A 17,780-nucleotide genomic window follows, 5' to 3' on the forward strand; every position below is an offset into this window, starting at 1 on the left:
TCTGATATTCGCGATCCTCGCGACCCGCGTCGGCCGCGTCAAGAGCTCAGCGCATCCGGATGATCGCTAACAGTCACCGAGGGACGCGGATCGCTTCCGCGACGAGCGAAGGCTTCCGTGGCAACGCCCCGTTCGTCTCGCTCTCCCGGAACGAATCCAGCGCGAGCGCGGCGAACCGCCGGGCCGCCAGCGTCCGGTCGGCCGGCCGGGACGCCGACAGCCCGCGGCCGGCCTGCAGGACGAGAACGAAGTCGTCCAGCACGAAGTCGTGCCGCAGCCGCCCCGCACGCTTGGCCCGCGCGGCGAGCTTTTCGAGCTCGCGCAGCAGCGAAGCACGATGCCGGGCGAACACCGGCGCCTCCGGGCTGGCCCACATGAAGGCGTCGATGAACCCCTTGTTCTGCGCGTTGAGCACGGTCAGGTGCTCGATGACCCACGCGAAGCCGCGCCACGGATCCGGGTCGGCGCATCCGTCCACCACGATCTGCCGACAGGCTCGCAGCTCGTCCGCGAACACGCCGTCGATGAGCGCCTGCTTGGTCGGAAACCGCCGGTACAGCGTCGCCGGCCCCACCCCGGCGGCCCGCGCGACTTCCCGCATCGAGGCTTCGAGACCGCGCTCGGAGAACAGCGCGCGAGCGGCCTCCACGATCCGGTCGCGGTTCTCCTGCGCGTCGGCGCGGAGCTTCTGAGTCACTTCTTCGCTCATCGATCTCACTTCCGCTAAGTGGACGCAGGCGTCCACTACGTTCGAATCGTAGCTGATCAGCGGCTCAAGGCAGATCAACCAGGAGGAGAGATGATGCGCGCGATCGTGATCGAGAAGTTCGGAAACCCCTCGGGGATGGCGGTCCGCGAGGTCCCGGATCCGGTGCTCGAAGCGGGCCAGGTCCTGATCGCGCCCGAGGCGGTCGGGGTCGGCGGGGTCGACGCCGTGATCCGGCGCGGAACCCTCGGCACCTTCGGGTTCGCCGAGGGCCTGATCCCCGGCAGCGAAGTGGCGGGGCCGGTCACGGCGGTCGGCGACGGCGTCGACCCGGCCTGGATCGGACGCCGCGTATGGGCGTTCACCGGGACCAGCGGGGCCTACGCCGATCTGGCCACGGCCGACCTCGACCGCGTCACCGCGCTGCCCGACGGACTGTCCGCCGTCGACGCCGTGACGCTCGGCAGCGCGGCCCCGGTCGCCCACTTCGCGCTGGCCCACGCGCACTTCACCGCAGGTGAATCAGTGCTCATACGCGGTGCGGCCGGCAGCATCGGCATCGCGGCCGTGGAACTGGCCGCCCGCGGCGGCGCGAGCGTCGTCGCGGTCACCACCTCCGACGCCGAACGCGGGCGACGGCTGCGTGACCTCGGCGCGACGCTCGTCCTCAACCGGGCCGGACACAGGACCGGCGGCGAAAGCAGCGACAGTGCCGACAACCGCCAAGCCGACGAGACCGAATCAGACACCTTCGACGTCATCATCGACATCGTCGGCGGCGCGGCCATGCCGGACTTCATCGACCGCCTCAACCCCAACGGCCGTCTGGTGCTCGTCGGCATCGTGGCGGGCATGCCGCCGGCGGACTTCGGAATGCGGCTGCTGCAGGCGTTCCGGCAGTCGCGCTCGTTCGCGACGTTCAGCCTCGACACCGTCCCCATCGACACGTGGAACAGCGCCCGCGCCGAGCAGTTCGAGGCCGCCGCAAAGGGCGACCTGCATCCCGTCGTCCACCACGTGATGGGACTCCATCAGGCTGCTGACGCGCACCGATTGATGGACGACGGCTCGGTCTTCGGCCGCATCGTCCTCACACCGTGAGCAGCTCGGGTACGAAGATGTCCGCGCAGGTCAGCAACCGCTCCGACAGCCCCTGCTCGTAGTGGTACCGAAGGAAGGTGTCGACGGCCTTCCGATTGGCCTTCACGCCGTACGGCCACCAGTCGTCCCCGAACAGACTCCGGTTATCGGCGAAGAGCTTGCTGAACCAGGGCGTCATGACCCCCATGTGCTGCTTCGCCGCCTCGTCGAGGTACCTGCGCGCGGTCAGATCCTTCGCCTCGCAGAAGGCACGGTAGACGGCGCGCACCACGTCAGCGTTCTGAGCCACCTCGGCTCGGATCGCGACGATGTGCATCGGCGGGAAGATCCCGGTACGCCGAAAATAGTCCCGCTCCACGACGTCGTAGTCGGGGAAGAGCCGCGCCGTCGCCGAGGACCCCTCCAACACGGACCGCGGCACATCGACCGAGATCAACGCGTCGATCTCCCCGGTCTCCAGCATCGCACCCAAGGTCGCACCCTCGGGTGCGCGACGGACATCGACCCCGGCGGGCACCGGCTGCGGAAGCCAGTCGAACGCCGGGATCGGGTGGTTGGTCCCGCCGACGACCCACCGGCACTGCTCCGGCGTGACGCCGTACTCCTCGGCCAGGATGCCCTTCATCCACACGCCGGGGTCGTGTCCGTACAAGGCGAACTCGCCGATGGTCCGCCCCGCGAGGTCCTGCGGCGTGCGGATGCCGGCGGCCGAGTTCACGAACACCGCCGAGTGCCGGAAGTTGCGGTTCGGCAGGATCGGCAGCGCCAGGTACCGCGGGTCGTCGGGGTCGAAGGTGCGCAGGAAGTAGGTGAGTCCGAGCTCTGCGACGTCGTAGCGTCCTTCGATCATGTCCCGGAAGATGTCCGAGACCAGCGGCGCCGTCTCGAACGTCGCGTCCACGCCGTCGATCCCGACCCGGCCGTCGAACAGCGCCAGCGTGTGCTCATAGGTGTACGAGGCGATCCTCAGCGCCGTGCTCATGTTTGTCCCTCCGCGTCCGAGCTTCCGCTTCTGGTTCCGGTCCGATTTCCGTGAATGATCGTTCCAAACGCGGCGACATCATCGTCGCGGCCGCGGTCGATGGCTTCGAGGGAGTGCGCCGGAACATGGCGCTGTTGCACGGAAATGCTGCTCCAACGCGTCGCCTTCGGCGTGGCGGACGCGGCCGGACTCGCCGACGGCGTCCGCGCGATTCTCCGGTGAGCGCCGACCGATCAGCGCGTGATCAGGTGAGCTGTACGCCGCCGTCGATGACCAGGTCCTGACCGTTGATCCCGGTGTTGGTGAGCAGGAACTCCACGGCCCCGGCCACCTCGTCCATGGTGACCAGCCGGCCGATCGGCGTCCGGGGCACGCTCGGGTGGTTCTCGTAGTCGCGCCACTTGGGGCTGTCCCCCACCACGGCCGGGTGGATGGCGTTGACGCGGTGCGGCGCGATCTCGATCGCGAGCGTCCGGGCCAGTCCCGAGACGCCCTGGTTGATGACCGTCACCATCGTCGAACCCGGATACGGCTTGTCCTTGGCCACGCCGCCGAACAGCACCACCGACGCGCCCGGCTGGAACCGCGGACGCAGCACCCGCACCGCCTCGGCGTAACCGACCAGCTTGATCGTCACCACCCGGACCGCGGCCTCGACGTCGAACGCGGCCAGCGTGTTCGGCGTCTGCTCGATGCCGGCGATGACGAGGTTGTCCACTTCCTCGACACCGGCCAGGGCCTGCGCGATCCCCGCCGGCTCGGACAGATCGAGGGCCAGGCCCCGGGCCACGCCCTTGATCCGGCCCGCCGCCTCCTCGGCCCGCGCGAGGTCCCGGCTGGTGATGACGAGTTCGTCCCCGCGATCGGCCAGACGCTGGGCGATGACCTGCCCGAGCCCGCCGGTGCCGCCGATGACTATGGTGTTCGCCATTCTTGACCCTCTTCCGTGCCTCACGGCCGTTGTCGAATACTCCGTGTCCGTCAACGCCGGCCGTCAGCGTCCTGCTTCCCGAAACCTCAACTCGCTGATTCTCCGCCGAGCTCCGCGGCGACCGCCGCGAGCGCGTCGCCGTCGGCGATGCCGAGCCGCCGCGTGGTGGCCGCGAAGGACCGCGCCGCCTCGGTCAGGAGGCGGCGGGTGTCGGCGGCGGTGCGGTCGTCGGCGTCGCGCGGGGTGCGGGGCGCGACCACCGTGCCGGTCCGCACGCGGCTGGTGACCAGACTGCCGGCCTCCAGCTCGCGGTAGGCCCGCGCCACGGTGTTCACGGCCAGGCCGAGATCCCCGGCCAGCTGCCGGATCGGCGGCAGCCGGGTGCCCGGCGGCAGCGCCCCGGAGCCGATCATCGCCGCCACCTGGGCCCGGATCTGTTCGTAGGGCGGGACGGGGCTGGCGTCGTCGAGCTCGACGATCATGCGGGTCCCGGGGCGGCCTGCCCGGAACCGGAGCCGCGCGGGGGCGAGGGCCAGTAGGCCAGGATCCGTCCGAGAACCGGGAAGCCGACGACGAACAGGGCGTCGAAGATCCCTGTCACGTGGTTGTGCAGCAGGACGTCGGCCGCCACCAGTTGGGACGCGACGCACGAGCCGACCAGCACCATCCCGGCCGCGGCGAGCACGTGCAGCGAGCGGGAGCGGATCGCGTCGTCGGCGGCCATCCGGTCCGGCTCGGCCAGCGGCTGCGGACGGCGCAGAACGTGGCGTTGCGCCGCGAGCGCGACGGCGCCGACGCCGAGTCCGACGACCGTCCAGGTCATCATGGCCCTGATATCGCCCTCGGGGTGGGAGCCGCGGCGGGCGAAGCAGAAGACGGCGTTCAACACGCACAGGACCATAGCCGCCGGTACAGCCCACCGTCCGGCCCACGGCAGATAGTCGGCAGCGCGGCGGGACGCCAGCGACGCCGACGTACGCGGCCCGCGATCCAGGTGCGCGACCCGGAGTTCGGCGACGGCGGCGCCGGCGAACCAGCCGGCCAGCGCCCACTGGAACTCCACGCCGTAGGTCCCGGTGGCGGCGAACGTGGCCAGCACACCGACCGTGAACCCGGCGGCGCGCCACCTCCGGGTGATCGCCCGATAGGCGATGATCTGGTTCCCGTTCCCGACGGTCACCCGCAGCGAGTGCAGGCGGGCGAACTCCTCGACGCGGCGGCGCGGAACCGGACCCACGGCCGCGTACACAGTCATGAGCAGCAATACGGCCAGGCCCAGTACGAGCACGGCGATGAAGGACGACGGCAGCATGCTGGTCAATGTAGCGAGACATTGCTACATTGTCCACGCCGAGAACGACTCGGCCCGGATGCCATCAGGGGGTAGGCATGACACGGACACAGACGCGGTGGGTGAGCGACGAGGTCTGGGCGGAACTGGATCCGAACGCCGGGAACATGAGCCGCACGCAACGCCGGCGGGCGCTCGCGGCGGCCTCGGCGGCGGTCGCCCTGTTGATCGCCGGCTTCACGATCGACCGCTCCGGCGTGGTCCGGGCGCACGTCGACTACTCCGCCGATTCCGCCAACTCCGGCGCGGCCTCGCCGAAGACGAAGTTCTTCACTCGGCAGGTCGCGGTACAGAACAACGGCTGGACCACGGTCCACGTGACCGGCGTCGGCAAGGACGGCCCCGGCCTGCACCTCGTCCAACCCGGAGGCCCGGAAGGGCTCCCGAAGGACCTGGAGCTCCAGGGCAATACAGCGGTGCCGTTCGACCTGCGTCCGGGCCAGATCGCGATCGTCGAGGTCGCCTATCAGATCACTGACTGCGCCGCGGTCCCGTCGGACTCGTTCCCGGTGACGCTGCGCGTCGACCGGCCGTGGGGGACGCAGACGGTCGACATCTCGCTGCCGCTGACGCCCGCGCCCGGGACCCCCAACGGGCTCGTGCCCGAGTCGGCGATGGTCGGGTGGCAGAAGGCGATGGCCGACGACGTCTGCAACCCGCGCCAGTTCTGAACCGCGCGACTTGTAAGCCGAAGCGCTTCTGAGCCGCGCCGTTTCCGAGCCCCACGACTGGAGACATCGCAACTAGAACGAGTTACAGTTCGGCCATGAGTCTGCCGCCGTCAGTCACCTCTGAACTGCTCGCGAAGCTCACCGGCATGGTCGTCTCCACCAGCGGTCGCACATACGCGGTGACCGAGGTCTACACCGGCGACAAGGTCGTGGACCTCCCGCAGTCCGACCCCGCAGACGTCCAGACCGCCTACGCCGCAGCCCGAACGGCGCAGGCGGTCTGGGCTTCCTGGCCCCTCAAGCGCCGCGTCGGCGTGATGAAGCGGTTCCACGCGCTGCTGTTGGAGCGGGGCCTCATCGTCGCGGACCTGATGCAGGTCGAGACCGGCAAGGCCCGGCGCATGGCCTTCGAAGAGACCTGCGACGTCCTGATGGTCACCAGCCACTACATCAAGGCGGCGCCGCGGATCCTCAAGGAGCGCAAGCACGGCGGGGTGGTGCCGCTGGTCTCCACCTCGACCGAGGTCCGGATCCCCAAGGGCGTCATAGGGCTGATATCCCCGTGGAACTTCCCGTTCGCGACCAGCCTGTCGGACGCGATGCCCGCGCTGATCGCCGGGAACGGCGTCGTGCTGAAGCCGGACAACAAGTCCACGCTGAACGTCGCCTACGGGGTCGGCCTGCTCTCCGAGGCCGGGATGCCGGCCGGGCTGGTGCAGATCGTCTGCGGTGAGGGCCCTGACATCGGCGCGGCGCTGATCGAGGGCGCCGACTACGTCATGTTCACCGGCTCCACCGCGACCGGCCGGATCATCGGGGCCCAGGCCGGGCAGCGCCTGATCGGCTGCACGCTCGAACTCGGCGGCAAGAACCCGCTGATCGTGCTCGACGACGCGGATCTGGACGAGGTGATCGCGGGCACGGTCACGGCCACGTTCCTGAACACCGGACAGGCCTGCATGCACATCGAGCGGATCTACGTCTCCGAGCGCCGCCGGGAGGAGTTCACCAAGCGGTTCGTCCAGGCCGTGCAGGCGATCCGGGTCGCGGCCGCCTACGACTTCTCACCGGACATGGGCTCGCTGGTGTCGGTGCCGCAGCGCGAACGCGTGCAGTCGCACGTGGACGACGCGGTCGCGAAGGGTGCGACCGTGCTGACCGGCGGCAAGGCGCGGCCGGACCTGGGCCCGGCGTTCTTCGAGCCGACCGTGCTCACCGACGTCACCCCGGACATGACGCTGGCCACGGCCGAGACGTTCGGTCCGGTCACCGCGATCTACCCCTACTCCTCGGTCGACGCGGCCGTGGCGATGGCCAACGACACCGAGTACGGCCTGAACGCCAGCGTGTGGGGCGGCGACCGGAAGGCCGCCGAGGCCGTCGGGCGCCGGATCGAGGCCGGCAACATCAACGTCAACGACGGCCTGGCCGCGTCCTACGCGTCGAAGAAGAGCACGTCCGGCGGCTTCAAGGCGTCCGGGGTCGGCAGCCGGCACGGGGACGCCGGGATGCTGAAGTACACGGACGTGCAGAACGTGGCCGTGCTGAAGCGGCAGGTGCTGACGAACCCGCCGGACACCGACTGGACCAAGCAGGTCGACAAGACCATCAAGGGCCTGCGATTCATGCGGAAGCTGGGGATCCGCTGACCGAGCCCGGTCTCCCTCAACGTGCCGCCTCACGTGCACTATGGTCGTCGTGTCTGCCGCGACGCCGACCGATGAGACGGGCCTCCTCGGTGCGCCGCGCCTGAGGGGAGCGGTCGGGGATGGAACAGCTGACGGCTGATGATCCGCGATGGATCGGGCAGTACCGGTTGCTGCGGCGGCTGGGCGCCGGCGGGATGGGCCTGGTCTACCTCGGACGGACCGCCGGGGGCCGGACGGTGGCCGTCAAGCGGGTGCACGCGGACTACGCCAACGACCACGAGTTCCGTGAGCGCTTCCGGCAGGAGGTGGCCGCGGCGCGGCGGGTCGGCGGACGCTGGACGGCGCCGGTGTTCGACGCCGACACCGAGGGGCCGCAGCCGTGGGTCGCGACCGGGTACGTCGCCGGACCCTCGTTGCAGGCGGCGGTGAAGGAGTTCGGTCCGTTGCCGTCGGCCTCGGTGCGCGCGCTGGGAGCCGGCTTGGCGGAGGCGTTGGACGCCGTGCACAAGCTCGGGCTCGTGCACCGGGACGTCAAGCCGTCGAACGTCCTGCTCGCGCTCGACGGGCCCCGGCTCATCGACTTCGGCATCACCCGCGCGCTGGACGCCGCGGTACAGCTCACCCGGACCGGCCTGCTCGTCGGCTCGCCGGGGTACCTGTCGCCGGAGCAGGCGCAGGGCACGGCGGCCGGACCGGCCAGCGACGTGTTCTCGCTCGGTGCGGTGCTGGCCTTCGCGGCGGCCGGGACGTCGCCGTTCGGCGAGAAGCTGCCGGTGGCGACGCTGCTGTACCGGGTGCTTCATGAGGACCCTGATCTGAGCCGGGTCGCCCCGGAACTGCGTCCGCTCGTCGCGGCGTGCCTGGCGAAGGATCCCGCAGCGCGCCCGACACTCGACCAGCTGCGCATGGGCTTGGAGGCCGGCGGGGACCGTGTGCGGCTCGGCGCCGAAGGCTGGCTGCCCCCGGCCATCTCGGCGTCGGTCGGCCGGCTGGCCGTGGAGCTGCTGGACCTCGACTCCGACCCCGCGGCCGACCCGGCGCAAGCCGATCCCTCCGCACAGGCCCCGACCCGGACGCTTCCGCCACGGCAGCCGGCGGTCAACGATTCGATCCGGATGGCGGAAGCGAACCAGGTGCCGCCACAGGGTTTCCTGGCACCTGACTACCAGCGTGGATACCAAGGGCAGCCGTCCTTCACCCACCCGCCGACCGAAGCCCCGCCGACCGCGATGGCGACGATGACCAGCCCGGCCTTTCCCGCGTGGCGGAACCCGCCGCCACCGCCGAGCCCCAAGCGGCGCGGGCCGCTCATCGCGGCGCTCGGCGCCGGCGCGGTGGTCGTCGTGGCGGCCGTCGTCGTCGCCGTGTCGCAGTCTTCGTCCTCTGACACGACGTCGCAGTACGGCGGCGGGAGTGCGCCGACCTCGAACGCCCAGACCGGAAAACAGGTCACGACGGGATCCGCGGGCGGCGCGGTCCCCAGCGGCTACCTGGGAACATGGCAGGGCACGGTGAGCGGATCGCAGCTCCCTTATCCGCTGCCGATGACCGTCACCGTGGCTCAGGGACGCGTGGGCGACCCGGTCGGCACCGTCACCAATGACGGCGGCAACGGTCAGATGTGCACGATCAGGACGTCGCTGGTGTCCGCCAGTGCCAGCCGTATGGTGCTGCGCTACGTGCCGGGCACCGCCAGCTCCGGCTGCGTACCGATCATGGCGGACGAGATCTACACGCTGAACCAGAACGGCTCCCTGCAGATGAGCGTCAGCGGATATCTCGCGGAATTGAACCGGCAGTAACCCCGCGTCACAGCATCCTGACTTCCACCCCTTGCTCATCGGCTGACTGTCTGTTAAATGCCTATTACAACGTTGTTGGCAACGTTGTCAAAGCCCCCGGATGGAGCTGATCAGGCATGCAACGAAGAGCCCGGCTGGCGGTCACCGTCAGCCTCCTCGCCCTCGCGGGTGCGGCCCTGTACTCGCCGGCCGCCGCCACCGCGGCCGGCTCCGGCGGAAAAGCCCAGGCCACAGCCGCATCGACCGCGGTCACCGACGGCAGCGCCCGGTTCGAAGTACTCACTCCCACGTTGATCCGCATGGAGTACGCCGGGGACAACAAGTTCCAGGATGCTGCGACTTTCAACGCTGTAAACCGCTCGTTTCCGTCCGTACCGTTCACGACGTCGGTCAGCGGCGGTTTCCGCGTGATCAGCACCGGTTCCGTGACGCTTCGGTACAAGGAGGGCAGCGGGCCGTTCACCGCTGCCAACACCTCGGTCACGGTCTCGGGCACCAACGCGACCGCCGCGCCGTCGTTCCCGTCCTACTGCGTGTTCGGTACCGCGTGCGAGGCCGAGGACGGCTTGCTCAGCTGGGGCGCGATGGCCGCCTACGACCACAACAACCACACCGGGTCCGGCTTCGTCGCGGGCTTCAACCAGGTGCACAGCGAGGTCCAGCAGGACGTCTCGGCCGTGCCGTCGAGCGGGTCGTACCAACTCAGCGTCCGCTACGCCAACGCCCAGGGCGGCGACGGCCAGAGCATCACCCGGACGCTGTCGACCACCGTCAACGGCGCGCCGGGACCGACGCTCAGCATGCCGGTCACCGGTTCGTGGGACACCTGGTCCACGGTTTCGGTGCCGGTCACGCTGAACGCCGGCGTCAACACCATCGGCATCGTGCAGAACGCCTCCGACAGCGCCAACGTGAACCTGGACAGCCTGGCCGTCACCGCCTCCGGCGCCGGCTACCCCGCACCCGGGGCCTCCAGCGCGCTGCTGACCACCGCCTACGGCGCCGGCCCCACCGACACCCTCGGCGGCTGGTCCAGCTCGCTGGACAACCAGAACCCGGCCACCGCGACAGAGCGGCCGGGGATCCTGGACCGCGACGGCTGGTACCTGCTGGACGACTCGCGCTCGGCGCTGTTGAACGCGAACGGCACCGTCACCGACCGGCCCGGCCACGGCGGTCAGCCGTATCAGGACGGGTACTTCTTCGGGTACGGGACCAACTACAAGCAGGGACTGTCCGACCTCAATGCCCTGACTGGCAACACGAACCTGCTCCCGGAATCCGCTTACGGCGTCTGGTATTCGCGCTACTACGCCTACAGCACGTCCGACTACGAGAACACGCTGCTGCCGACCTTCCGCAGCACGTTCACGCCGCTGGACTGGCTGGTCATCGACACCGACTGGAAGTCGCCGAACCAGTGGGACGGCTGGAACTGGAACAACTCCCTGTTCCCTGATCCCAACGCCTTCATGAGCTGGACGCAACAGCAGGGGTTGGAGACGGCGCTCAACATCCACACCGCCATCTCCGGATCGGACCCGCAGTTCGCCGGCGCGAACAGCACGGCCGGCGGCCTGTCCCCGGACGTCACGCGCTCCGGCGACTACGAGTTCGACTGGTCGAACCCGAACCAGCTGGCGGCGTACTTCAACCTGCACAAGCCGTTCGAGCAGCAGGGCGTGCGCGAGTGGTGGCTGGACTACTGCGGCGGCTGCGGCAACTCCACCGCGAGCGACCCGCACGTCGCCCCGGGCAACTTCATCAACCAGGCCTATGCCCAGGACGGCACAGCGCGCGGGCTGCGCGGCTTCTCCTTCGGCCGCATCGGCTCCTCCTCGCAGGCCGGGGACAACGGCAACTACGCGCTCGGGCCGTGGTCCGAGCGGCGCAACACCATGCAGTTCACCGGGGACACCGAGGCCACCTGGGCCATGATGGCGCTGGAGGCGCAGTTCGCCGGGGACGAGGCCGCGGCCGGGATCTCCAACGTCAGCAACGACATCGGCAGCTTCCACGGCAACCACCTGGCCGACGACATGTACGCGCGGTGGGTGCAGCTCGGCACCTTCCAGCCGGTCGACCGGCTGCACTCCGACCACGGCGACCGGCTGCCCTGGAACTACGGCGCGGCCGCAGACGCCAGCGCCGAGCGGTTCCTGCGGCTGCGGGAGGCGCTGGTGCCGTACACGTACACGCTGGCCGCGCAGGCGAACACCACCGGCGTGCCGATCATCAGGCCCCTGTATCTCGACTATCCGTCGAACAACGAGGCGTACACCTTCAAGCAGGAGTACCTGTACGGCGACAACGTGCTCGTCGCTCCCATCACCAGCGCCAGCGACGCGAACGGAAACGGTTCCGTGAGCGCCTGGATCCCGCCGGGCACCTGGACCGACTACTTCACCGGGACCAGCTACACCGGCCCGACCACCGTCACCATCACCGACCCGCTCTCGCAGATGCCGGTGCTGATCAAGAGCGGCGGCATCATGCCGCAGCGCACCAACTACGTGCCCGACGCCAACTCCTCGCCGCTGACGCAGGTCACGCTGTCCGTCGCGGCCGGGGCGGACGGCTCGTTCCCGCTCTACCAGGACGCCGGCGAGGGCAACGGCTACCAGAGCGGCCAGTCCACCACCACGCCGATCTCCTGGAGCGACGCGTCCCGGACGCTGACCATCGGCGCCGACACCGGCGGCTTCAGCGGCGCGGCGACTCAGCGCTCGTACACGCTGCGGCTGTCGAACACGGTCGCGCCGACCGCGGTGTTCGTCGACGGCACGCAGGTGCCGGAGACCGCGTGGGCGTACAACCCGAGCCTGCGGACGACGACCGTCACCACCGGCGCGCTGCCGGTCGGCTCCTCGCACACGATCAGCCTGACCGGGAGCGCCACGGCCAACCCGACGAGCGGGGAGGTGATCGGCGACGCGGGCCTGTGCCTGGACACCCGCGGCGGCACGACGACCAACGGCACGGCGATGCAGCTGTACACGTGCAACCACGGCACTGCGCAGCAGTTCACCTACACGGCCAACGGCACCACCGGCGGCGCGCTGCAGGTGCTGGGGAAGTGCGTGGACGCGGCCAACGCCGGTACCGCGAGCGGGACGGCCATCCAGCTCTACGACTGCAACACCACCGGGTCGCAGAACTGGGTCGCGCAGAGCAACGGCGAGTTGGTGAACCCGCAGTCGGGGCGCTGCCTCACGGTGCCCGGCGGGAACACCACTCCGGGTGCGGTCCAGCTGCAACTGCAGGACTGCAACGCGGGCGCAGCGCAGGTGTGGAAGCTGCCGCCGGGGCCGGTGAACGGGCCTGGCGGACTGTGCGTGGACGTGGCGGGCGCCGATCCGTCGTACGCGACCAGCGTGCAGCTGTGGACGTGCAACCAGACGGACGCGCAGCGGTGGTCCACGCCGGGCGACCAGACGATCCGCGTGTTCGGGAAGTGCCTCGACGTGAACTACGGCGGGACGGCGAACGGGACGGCGGTGCAGCTGTACGACTGCAACGGGAGCGGTTCGCAGACCTGGGTGACGCAGGCGAACGGGTCGCTGCTGAACCCGCAGTCGGGGCGGTGCCTGGACGATCCGAACAACAGTGAGAAGGCAGGGGATCTGCTGCAGATCTACGACTGCGACAACACGTCGGCGCAGGTGTTCAGCCTGGGCGGCTGAGCCAGGCGGTTCGGTCTCCTGGCCGCGGCGGGACGTCGGTCGGCGTCCCGCCGCGGCACCGATGAGTTTCGGCGGGTCGAGCCGTCTGAGTGGACGACAACGTGCTCGACCAGAGGAGAATCCGATGCGCAAGGTGGTTCTGACCCAGTTCCTGTCCGCCGACGGCGTGGCCGAGGCCGCGGACACGTTCCTGACCGGGTGGGACGACGTGGTCGACGGCCGCGGTACCGAGATCATCGCCACGCAGGACGCCGTCATCTTCGGCCGTGGCACCTATGACGAGTGGGTCGGGTTCTGGCCGGGCAGCGACATCGAGCCGTTCGCCACGTTCATCAACAAGGTCCCCAAGTACGTCGCCACCTCCACACCGCTGGCGGCCCAGTGGGACAACGCCTCCGCGATCGACGGGGAGTTGGTGCCGTTCGTGCAGGACCTCAAGAACTCTGTCGGCGGCGACATCGGGGTCCACGGCAGCATCTCGGTCGCGCAGGCGCTGCTCACGGCGGGGGTGATCGACGAGATGCGGTTCGCGGTCGTGCCGGTGATCGCGGGACGGGGGCGCCGGCTGCTGGACGGGCTGCCGGAGATCCGCCTGGAGCTGATCCAGAGCGTGGCGACGCCGGCCGGGTTCCTGCTGACCGACTACCGCATCGCGCGGTAGCCGCCGGCTTGACCTTCACCTTGGGGACAGCCTCATGGTCGAATCACCGGGTGGACCGCCCGGAACGAGGGAGACGACCATGGAGCTTCTCACGATCGGCGCGTTCGCACGCCTGACCCGCCTGTCGCCCAAGGCCCTGCGCCTCTACGACGAGTTGCGAGTCCTGTGCCCGGTGCACATCGACCCGGACACCGGCTACCGCTGGTACTCGCCGGACCAGGCCGGGCGGGCACAGCGGGTGGCGCAGCTGCGGCAGCTGGACATGCCGCTGGCGCGCATCAGGCAGGTCGTCGAGCTGCCGCCGGAAGCGCTGGCCGAAGCGCTCGTCGCGTACTGGGACAAGCAGCGGCAGGGCTTCCACGCCAAGCAGGAACTGGTCGTCTTCCTCGTCAACCAGCTGACCGGAAAGGAAACGACCATGTACGAGGTGTCCGTCCGCACCGTCCCCGCCCGAACCCTGCTCAGCACCACCGAAACCCTCACCGCCGACCAGATCGGAGCCTTCGCCACTCCCCTGTTCGCCCTGTTCGGCGGCCCCACGATCCCGCGCCCGCAAGGCCAGGCGGGCCTGCCGTTCCTGCGCTACCACAACGACATCAGCAACGACAGCGACGGACTCGTCGAGTTCTGCTGCCCGGTCGAAGCCGCCGCCGTCGAGGAGATCACCAGCCGGTACCCCGACATGACGCCGAGCACGGAGGAAGCCGGCCGCGAAGCCTTCATCAGCGTGCCGAAGGCGAACATGATGACCACCCTCGGCTTCGAATCGCTCCGGCGCTGGCTCGCCGACCACGACGAGCACGCGGACTCGCGGCCACGGCAGATCTTCCTTCGGGACCCGGCCACCGCCGGCGACGCGGACACCGTTTATGAGTGGGCGATCGGGCTGCGCTGATCGGGAGCGGTCGGCGGAGGGCCGCGCTGATCGGGAGCCGGTCCGGTCCGCGGCGTGGCGGCGTGGCGGCGTGGCGGCGTGGCGGCGTGGCGGCGTGGCGGCGTGGCGGCGTGGCGGCGTGGCGGCGTGGCGGCGTGTTCGGGGCCGGGGTACGACCCGGCCCCGAACGCCCGTGCGGAGCATGAGAAACTTTTCACATGTTGCGCCCGAACCTCGGAACCCGCCGAACCCGCAGGTCGCTCGCCGTGATCGCGGCCATCGCGCTGACCTTCGGGCTCGCCGCGTGCGGCAGCTCGGGCTCCAAGAACACGGATGGCCTCGGCACCACCGGCGCCTTCGCCCCCAAGGACCGCAAGCCCCTCCCCGTGCTCTCCGGCACCACCCTCGACGGCGCCAAGCTCGACCTGAGCGCGTACAAGGGCAAGGTCGTCGTCATGAACATCTGGGCCTCCTGGTGCGACAGCTGCCAGGCCGAGGCCCCGTACCTGGAGCGCACCTACGAGGCCTTCAAATCCCAGGGCGTGCAGTTCGTGGGCATCGACGCCCGGGACAACGACGGCCAGGGCCAGGCCTTCGTCAAGCAGCAGCAGATCACCTACCCGAACCTGGTCGACGGCGACGACTCGGCGCTGCTCAGCAAGCTCGCCGGCATCGTCTCGCTGGGCTCGGTGCCCTCCACGCTCATCATCGACCGCAACGGCGCGCTGGCGTGGCGGGCGCTGATGCCGGTGACGTACAGCGAGCTGTCGGCGGCGCTGGCACCGGTCGTCGCAGAGACCTGAGATCAGACCTGAGATTGAGGAGATCGGTGAACCGCTTCGTCCTGACCGGAGCGCCCGGGTCGGGCAAGACCGCGATCCTGCGGCAGCTTGAGCTCGACGGGCCCGAAGCCCTCGGCGCGGGCAGCGTGGGTGGCGTGGGTGGCATGGTCGGCGTCGTCGAGGAGGCCGCGACCGACGTCATCGCGTTGGCGCAGGCTCAGGGCGTCGACGAACCGTGGCAGCAGCCTGATTTCCCCGAGACGATCGCCGCGCTGCAACGCCGGCGCCAGCTCACCGCCGACTGCATCCGCGGCGACGGGCCGGTCTTCTTCGACCGCTCCCCGGTCTGCACGTACGCGCTGGCCCAGTTCCTCGGCCACCCCGTCGGCCCCGTGCTGGCCGCCGAGCTCGACCGCGTCCGCGCCGAGCACGTCTACGAACGCGGCGTGTTCTTCGTCGTCGGCCAGGGTTTCCTCACGCCGACCCCGGCCCGGCGCATCACGCCGGAGGACGCGGCGCGGTTCGAGGAACTGCACGCGAAGGTCTACCGCTCCCTCGGCTACGAGCTGATCATGGTCGAGCCCGGACCGCTCGCCGTCCGCGCCGGCTTCGTCCGCGCGCGAGCATCGACCACGTAGCCGAGATGGCGGTATTTCTACTGTCCCCGCCGTCGGCCGTCCATCCGTAACGTGCGTTCATGGACGCCCGGCTGACAACTCGCCTACTGGCCGACGGGGACGTGGCCGCGCATCGCGCCGCCCTTCAGGAGCTCGAAGCCCTCGCCCGGGAGCATCCCGAGCAGCGGCAGCCCGTCGCCGACGCCGTGTGCCGCTACCTGCGCGAGCCGGCGGGGCCGGCGGCGGCCGGGCAGCAGGCCGTCGCGCTGCTGGCGGTGCTGGCGCACCAGCATCCTGATACCGAGGCGTCCGGCTCCGCCTGCGAGGCCGGCTGCGAACACTGCCTCGACCTGGAGCTGGACACCGCGGTCCTGCCGGACGTCGACTTCGGCGGCTGCCGACTCGGCGACGTCAGCTTCACCGACACCCACTTCCGCGGCACCTCAATCTTCGCCCGGACCCGCTTCGCCGACACGGCGCTGTTCCAGCGGTCGGTCTTCGAAGGCGACGCGTCCTTCGCCGGCGCGCGGTTCAATCGCGAGGCCGACTTCGGGCGGACCAGGTTCCGGGCCGACGCCGACTTCTCGCGCGTGCGCTTCCAGAGCATCGCCTGGTTCGGCCGGGGCGAGGAGATGCTGAACGAGGACGACGAGGCCTGGGAGGAGGTCGAGAGCCGCCGGCCGCCGGCATGGGGCGAGCTCAACGAGGACGATCCGCGGTGGCCGATGGCCAGGCTGGTCGACGAGTACCAGTCCTGGGAGGAGGGCGGCGACGGGACGCGGTTCAACCACGGCGTGTCGTTCGCCGACGCGACGTTCGCGATGGAGGCGTGGTTCTGGAAGGCGCGCTTCGGCAGCACGGTGTCGTTCCAGCGCTGCGAGTTCGGCGGACGCGTGAACCTGATCCAGCCCGCGGTCGACCTCACCGGCGCCCGGCTCACCGCGGACGCCAGGGCACGCGGACAGGAGTGGCCGGAAGGGCAGGACTGGCCGCTCGGCTGGGCGACGGCATCAGATCTCGAAGACGACGGCGCGGCGCTGGTCGTGCTCGACGAGTCGCTGCGGCCGTACCACCGCCACCTCGCCGACCCCGACCCCGACGTCCGGCTCGCTGGCCTGCACATCCTCGGCGAGCTCGGCGACGCCGACGCGGATCTCAGGGAACGGATAGCCGACGCGGTGTGCGCGTACCTGCGCACGCCGCTGGCGTTCGACGTGACGATCGACGTCTTCGACCTCACCCCCGCACAGTTCGCCGAGCTGCGCGCCCGCCGCACCGCCCAACGCCTGCTCACCGACCGCACGCGCCCCGGCACCGGCCGTCCGCTCTGGGAGGACATCCACCTCCAGCTCTCCGGCGCCACCCTGATCGACTTCGACGCCGGCGGCTGCCGCCTGGCCGGCGGCGACTTCGCCGGCGCGCAGTTCTACGGGACCACGACCTTCGCGGGCGCGACCTTCGGCGGCGAGAAGCCCACCTACGGCACCGAGATCATGTTCGCCCTGACCTCCGGCGGCCAGCAGGGCCGCGCCACGTTCCACGGCCCCGCGGACTTCACCGGCGTCCCGGTCGGGCGGTCCGGCCTCATGCGCTGCCGCTTCCACACCGACGGCGCGGTCCGCGCCTCCGGCACCGACCAGGACCTGGTCAGGCTGCTGCTGGCGGCGCGGCTCGACGCCGAGCCGGCGCAGGTGACCGCCGACGTTCGCAGGGCACTGCGGTCGGACGCGATCGGCCGGAACGTGGAGTACGGCCAGGTGCCGGGGCCGCCGGACGCACCGTGGGAGGCGCGCACCGGGCTGAAGGTCAGCGGAACGGACGTGCTGCTGGCGGATGTGGTGGGACGGCTCGACAGGGCGGACAGGTTTCCGGAGCTGAGCGATGAGCAGTGGGAGGCGGCCACCGGGGCTATCAAGGCTCTGTTAAAGGCGCTGGAGGCTGACTAGCCGCCGCACGATTCGCCAGCTGAC

The 17,780-nt window shown here is 70.2% G+C and carries 15 protein-coding genes; 10 read left to right on the plus strand and 5 right to left on the minus strand.

Annotated features, from left to right (window positions below):
* Window positions 1-73: 73 nt before the first annotated feature.
* Window positions 74-709 (minus strand): TetR/AcrR family transcriptional regulator, encoded by a 636-nt coding sequence (locus ABH920_RS37820; protein ID WP_370354091.1) that lies wholly within the window; start codon window positions 707-709, stop codon window positions 74-76.
* A 93-nt stretch (window positions 710-802) separates the two neighbouring features.
* Here ABH920_RS37820 and ABH920_RS37825 point away from each other — a divergent pair, with 93 nt between their 5' ends.
* Entirely contained in the window at window positions 803-1,807 is a 1,005-nt protein-coding gene (locus tag ABH920_RS37825) for a zinc-binding dehydrogenase (RefSeq protein WP_370354172.1), read from the plus strand.
* On the opposite strand, the gene ABH920_RS37830 is transcribed toward ABH920_RS37825, so the two are convergent.
* The 4 genes from ABH920_RS37830 to ABH920_RS37845 form a co-directional block, all read right to left on the minus strand.
* The gene (locus tag ABH920_RS37830; RefSeq protein WP_370354092.1) at window positions 1,797-2,789 is read right to left on the minus strand and encodes a 4,5-dihydroxyphthalate decarboxylase; all 993 of its coding nucleotides are present in this window, start codon (window positions 2,787-2,789) and stop codon (window positions 1,797-1,799) included. The two genes, ABH920_RS37825 and ABH920_RS37830, sit on opposite strands and share 11 nt — an antisense overlap.
* A gap of 244 nt (window positions 2,790-3,033) precedes the next feature.
* Complete coding sequence (locus ABH920_RS37835; protein WP_370354093.1) at window positions 3,034-3,720, minus strand: SDR family NAD(P)-dependent oxidoreductase; 687 nt, start codon at window positions 3,718-3,720, stop codon at window positions 3,034-3,036.
* Between the two features lie 86 nt (window positions 3,721-3,806).
* Complete coding sequence (locus tag ABH920_RS37840; RefSeq protein WP_370354094.1) at window positions 3,807-4,202, minus strand: GntR family transcriptional regulator; 396 nt, start codon at window positions 4,200-4,202, stop codon at window positions 3,807-3,809.
* Complete coding sequence (locus tag ABH920_RS37845; protein WP_370354095.1) at window positions 4,199-5,032, minus strand: hypothetical protein; 834 nt, start codon at window positions 5,030-5,032, stop codon at window positions 4,199-4,201. Before ABH920_RS37845 ends, ABH920_RS37840 begins: the two co-directional genes overlap by 4 nt.
* A 77-nt stretch (window positions 5,033-5,109) precedes the next feature.
* On the opposite strand from ABH920_RS37845, the gene ABH920_RS37850 reads away from it, so the two are divergent.
* From ABH920_RS37850 to ABH920_RS37890, 9 genes are all read left to right on the plus strand, one after another.
* On the plus strand, window positions 5,110-5,742 hold the full coding sequence (locus ABH920_RS37850; protein WP_370354096.1) for a hypothetical protein: 633 nt from the start codon (window positions 5,110-5,112) through the stop codon (window positions 5,740-5,742).
* 95 nt (window positions 5,743-5,837) lie between these two features.
* Complete coding sequence (locus ABH920_RS37855) at window positions 5,838-7,391, plus strand: succinic semialdehyde dehydrogenase (protein ID WP_370354097.1); 1,554 nt, start codon at window positions 5,838-5,840, stop codon at window positions 7,389-7,391.
* 119 nt (window positions 7,392-7,510) lie between these two features.
* On the plus strand, window positions 7,511-9,193 hold the full coding sequence (locus ABH920_RS37860; protein ID WP_370354098.1) for a protein kinase: 1,683 nt from the start codon (window positions 7,511-7,513) through the stop codon (window positions 9,191-9,193).
* A 116-nt stretch (window positions 9,194-9,309) separates the two neighbouring features.
* Window positions 9,310-12,876 (plus strand): ricin-type beta-trefoil lectin domain protein, encoded by a 3,567-nt coding sequence (locus ABH920_RS37865; RefSeq protein ID WP_370354099.1) that lies wholly within the window; start codon window positions 9,310-9,312, stop codon window positions 12,874-12,876.
* Between the two features lie 124 nt (window positions 12,877-13,000).
* On the plus strand, window positions 13,001-13,537 hold the full coding sequence (locus ABH920_RS37870; RefSeq protein WP_370354101.1) for a dihydrofolate reductase family protein: 537 nt from the start codon (window positions 13,001-13,003) through the stop codon (window positions 13,535-13,537).
* A gap of 79 nt (window positions 13,538-13,616) precedes the next feature.
* Complete coding sequence (locus tag ABH920_RS37875) at window positions 13,617-14,432, plus strand: MerR family transcriptional regulator (protein WP_370354102.1); 816 nt, start codon at window positions 13,617-13,619, stop codon at window positions 14,430-14,432.
* 197 nt (window positions 14,433-14,629) lie between these two features.
* Window positions 14,630-15,214 (plus strand): TlpA family protein disulfide reductase, encoded by a 585-nt coding sequence (locus ABH920_RS37880; RefSeq protein ID WP_370354103.1) that lies wholly within the window; start codon window positions 14,630-14,632, stop codon window positions 15,212-15,214.
* Between the two features lie 26 nt (window positions 15,215-15,240).
* A complete protein-coding gene (locus tag ABH920_RS37885) occupies window positions 15,241-15,831 on the plus strand; it encodes an AAA family ATPase (RefSeq protein ID WP_370354104.1) in 591 nt (196 codons plus the stop codon).
* Between the two features lie 59 nt (window positions 15,832-15,890).
* Complete coding sequence (locus ABH920_RS37890) at window positions 15,891-17,756, plus strand: pentapeptide repeat-containing protein (protein WP_370354105.1); 1,866 nt, start codon at window positions 15,891-15,893, stop codon at window positions 17,754-17,756.
* Window positions 17,757-17,780: the final 24 nt, after the last annotated feature.

The organism is Catenulispora sp. EB89 (assembly GCF_041261445.1).
GTDB lineage: Bacteria > Actinomycetota > Actinomycetes > Streptomycetales > Catenulisporaceae > Catenulispora.

What these genes read in the sequence shown, in the direction of transcription:
- ABH920_RS37820 (WP_370354091.1), bottom strand. Translation starts at nt 709, where the DNA reads ATGAGCGAAGAAGTGACTCAGAAGCTCCGCGCCGACGCGCAGGAGAAC.
- ABH920_RS37825 (WP_370354172.1), top strand. Translation starts at nt 803, where the DNA reads ATGCGCGCGATCGTGATCGAGAAGTTCGGAAACCCCTCGGGGATGGCG.
- ABH920_RS37830 (WP_370354092.1), bottom strand. Translation starts at nt 2,789, where the DNA reads ATGAGCACGGCGCTGAGGATCGCCTCGTACACCTATGAGCACACGCTG.
- ABH920_RS37835 (WP_370354093.1), bottom strand. Translation starts at nt 3,720, where the DNA reads ATGGCGAACACCATAGTCATCGGCGGCACCGGCGGGCTCGGGCAGGTC.
- ABH920_RS37840 (WP_370354094.1), bottom strand. Translation starts at nt 4,202, where the DNA reads ATGATCGTCGAGCTCGACGACGCCAGCCCCGTCCCGCCCTACGAACAG.
- ABH920_RS37845 (WP_370354095.1), bottom strand. Translation starts at nt 5,032, where the DNA reads ATGCTGCCGTCGTCCTTCATCGCCGTGCTCGTACTGGGCCTGGCCGTA.
- ABH920_RS37850 (WP_370354096.1), top strand. Translation starts at nt 5,110, where the DNA reads ATGACACGGACACAGACGCGGTGGGTGAGCGACGAGGTCTGGGCGGAA.
- ABH920_RS37855 (WP_370354097.1), top strand. Translation starts at nt 5,838, where the DNA reads ATGAGTCTGCCGCCGTCAGTCACCTCTGAACTGCTCGCGAAGCTCACC.
- ABH920_RS37860 (WP_370354098.1), top strand. Translation starts at nt 7,511, where the DNA reads ATGGAACAGCTGACGGCTGATGATCCGCGATGGATCGGGCAGTACCGG.
- ABH920_RS37865 (WP_370354099.1), top strand. Translation starts at nt 9,310, where the DNA reads ATGCAACGAAGAGCCCGGCTGGCGGTCACCGTCAGCCTCCTCGCCCTC.
- ABH920_RS37870 (WP_370354101.1), top strand. Translation starts at nt 13,001, where the DNA reads ATGCGCAAGGTGGTTCTGACCCAGTTCCTGTCCGCCGACGGCGTGGCC.
- ABH920_RS37875 (WP_370354102.1), top strand. Translation starts at nt 13,617, where the DNA reads ATGGAGCTTCTCACGATCGGCGCGTTCGCACGCCTGACCCGCCTGTCG.
- ABH920_RS37880 (WP_370354103.1), top strand. Translation starts at nt 14,630, where the DNA reads ATGTTGCGCCCGAACCTCGGAACCCGCCGAACCCGCAGGTCGCTCGCC.
- ABH920_RS37890 (WP_370354105.1), top strand. Translation starts at nt 15,891, where the DNA reads ATGGACGCCCGGCTGACAACTCGCCTACTGGCCGACGGGGACGTGGCC.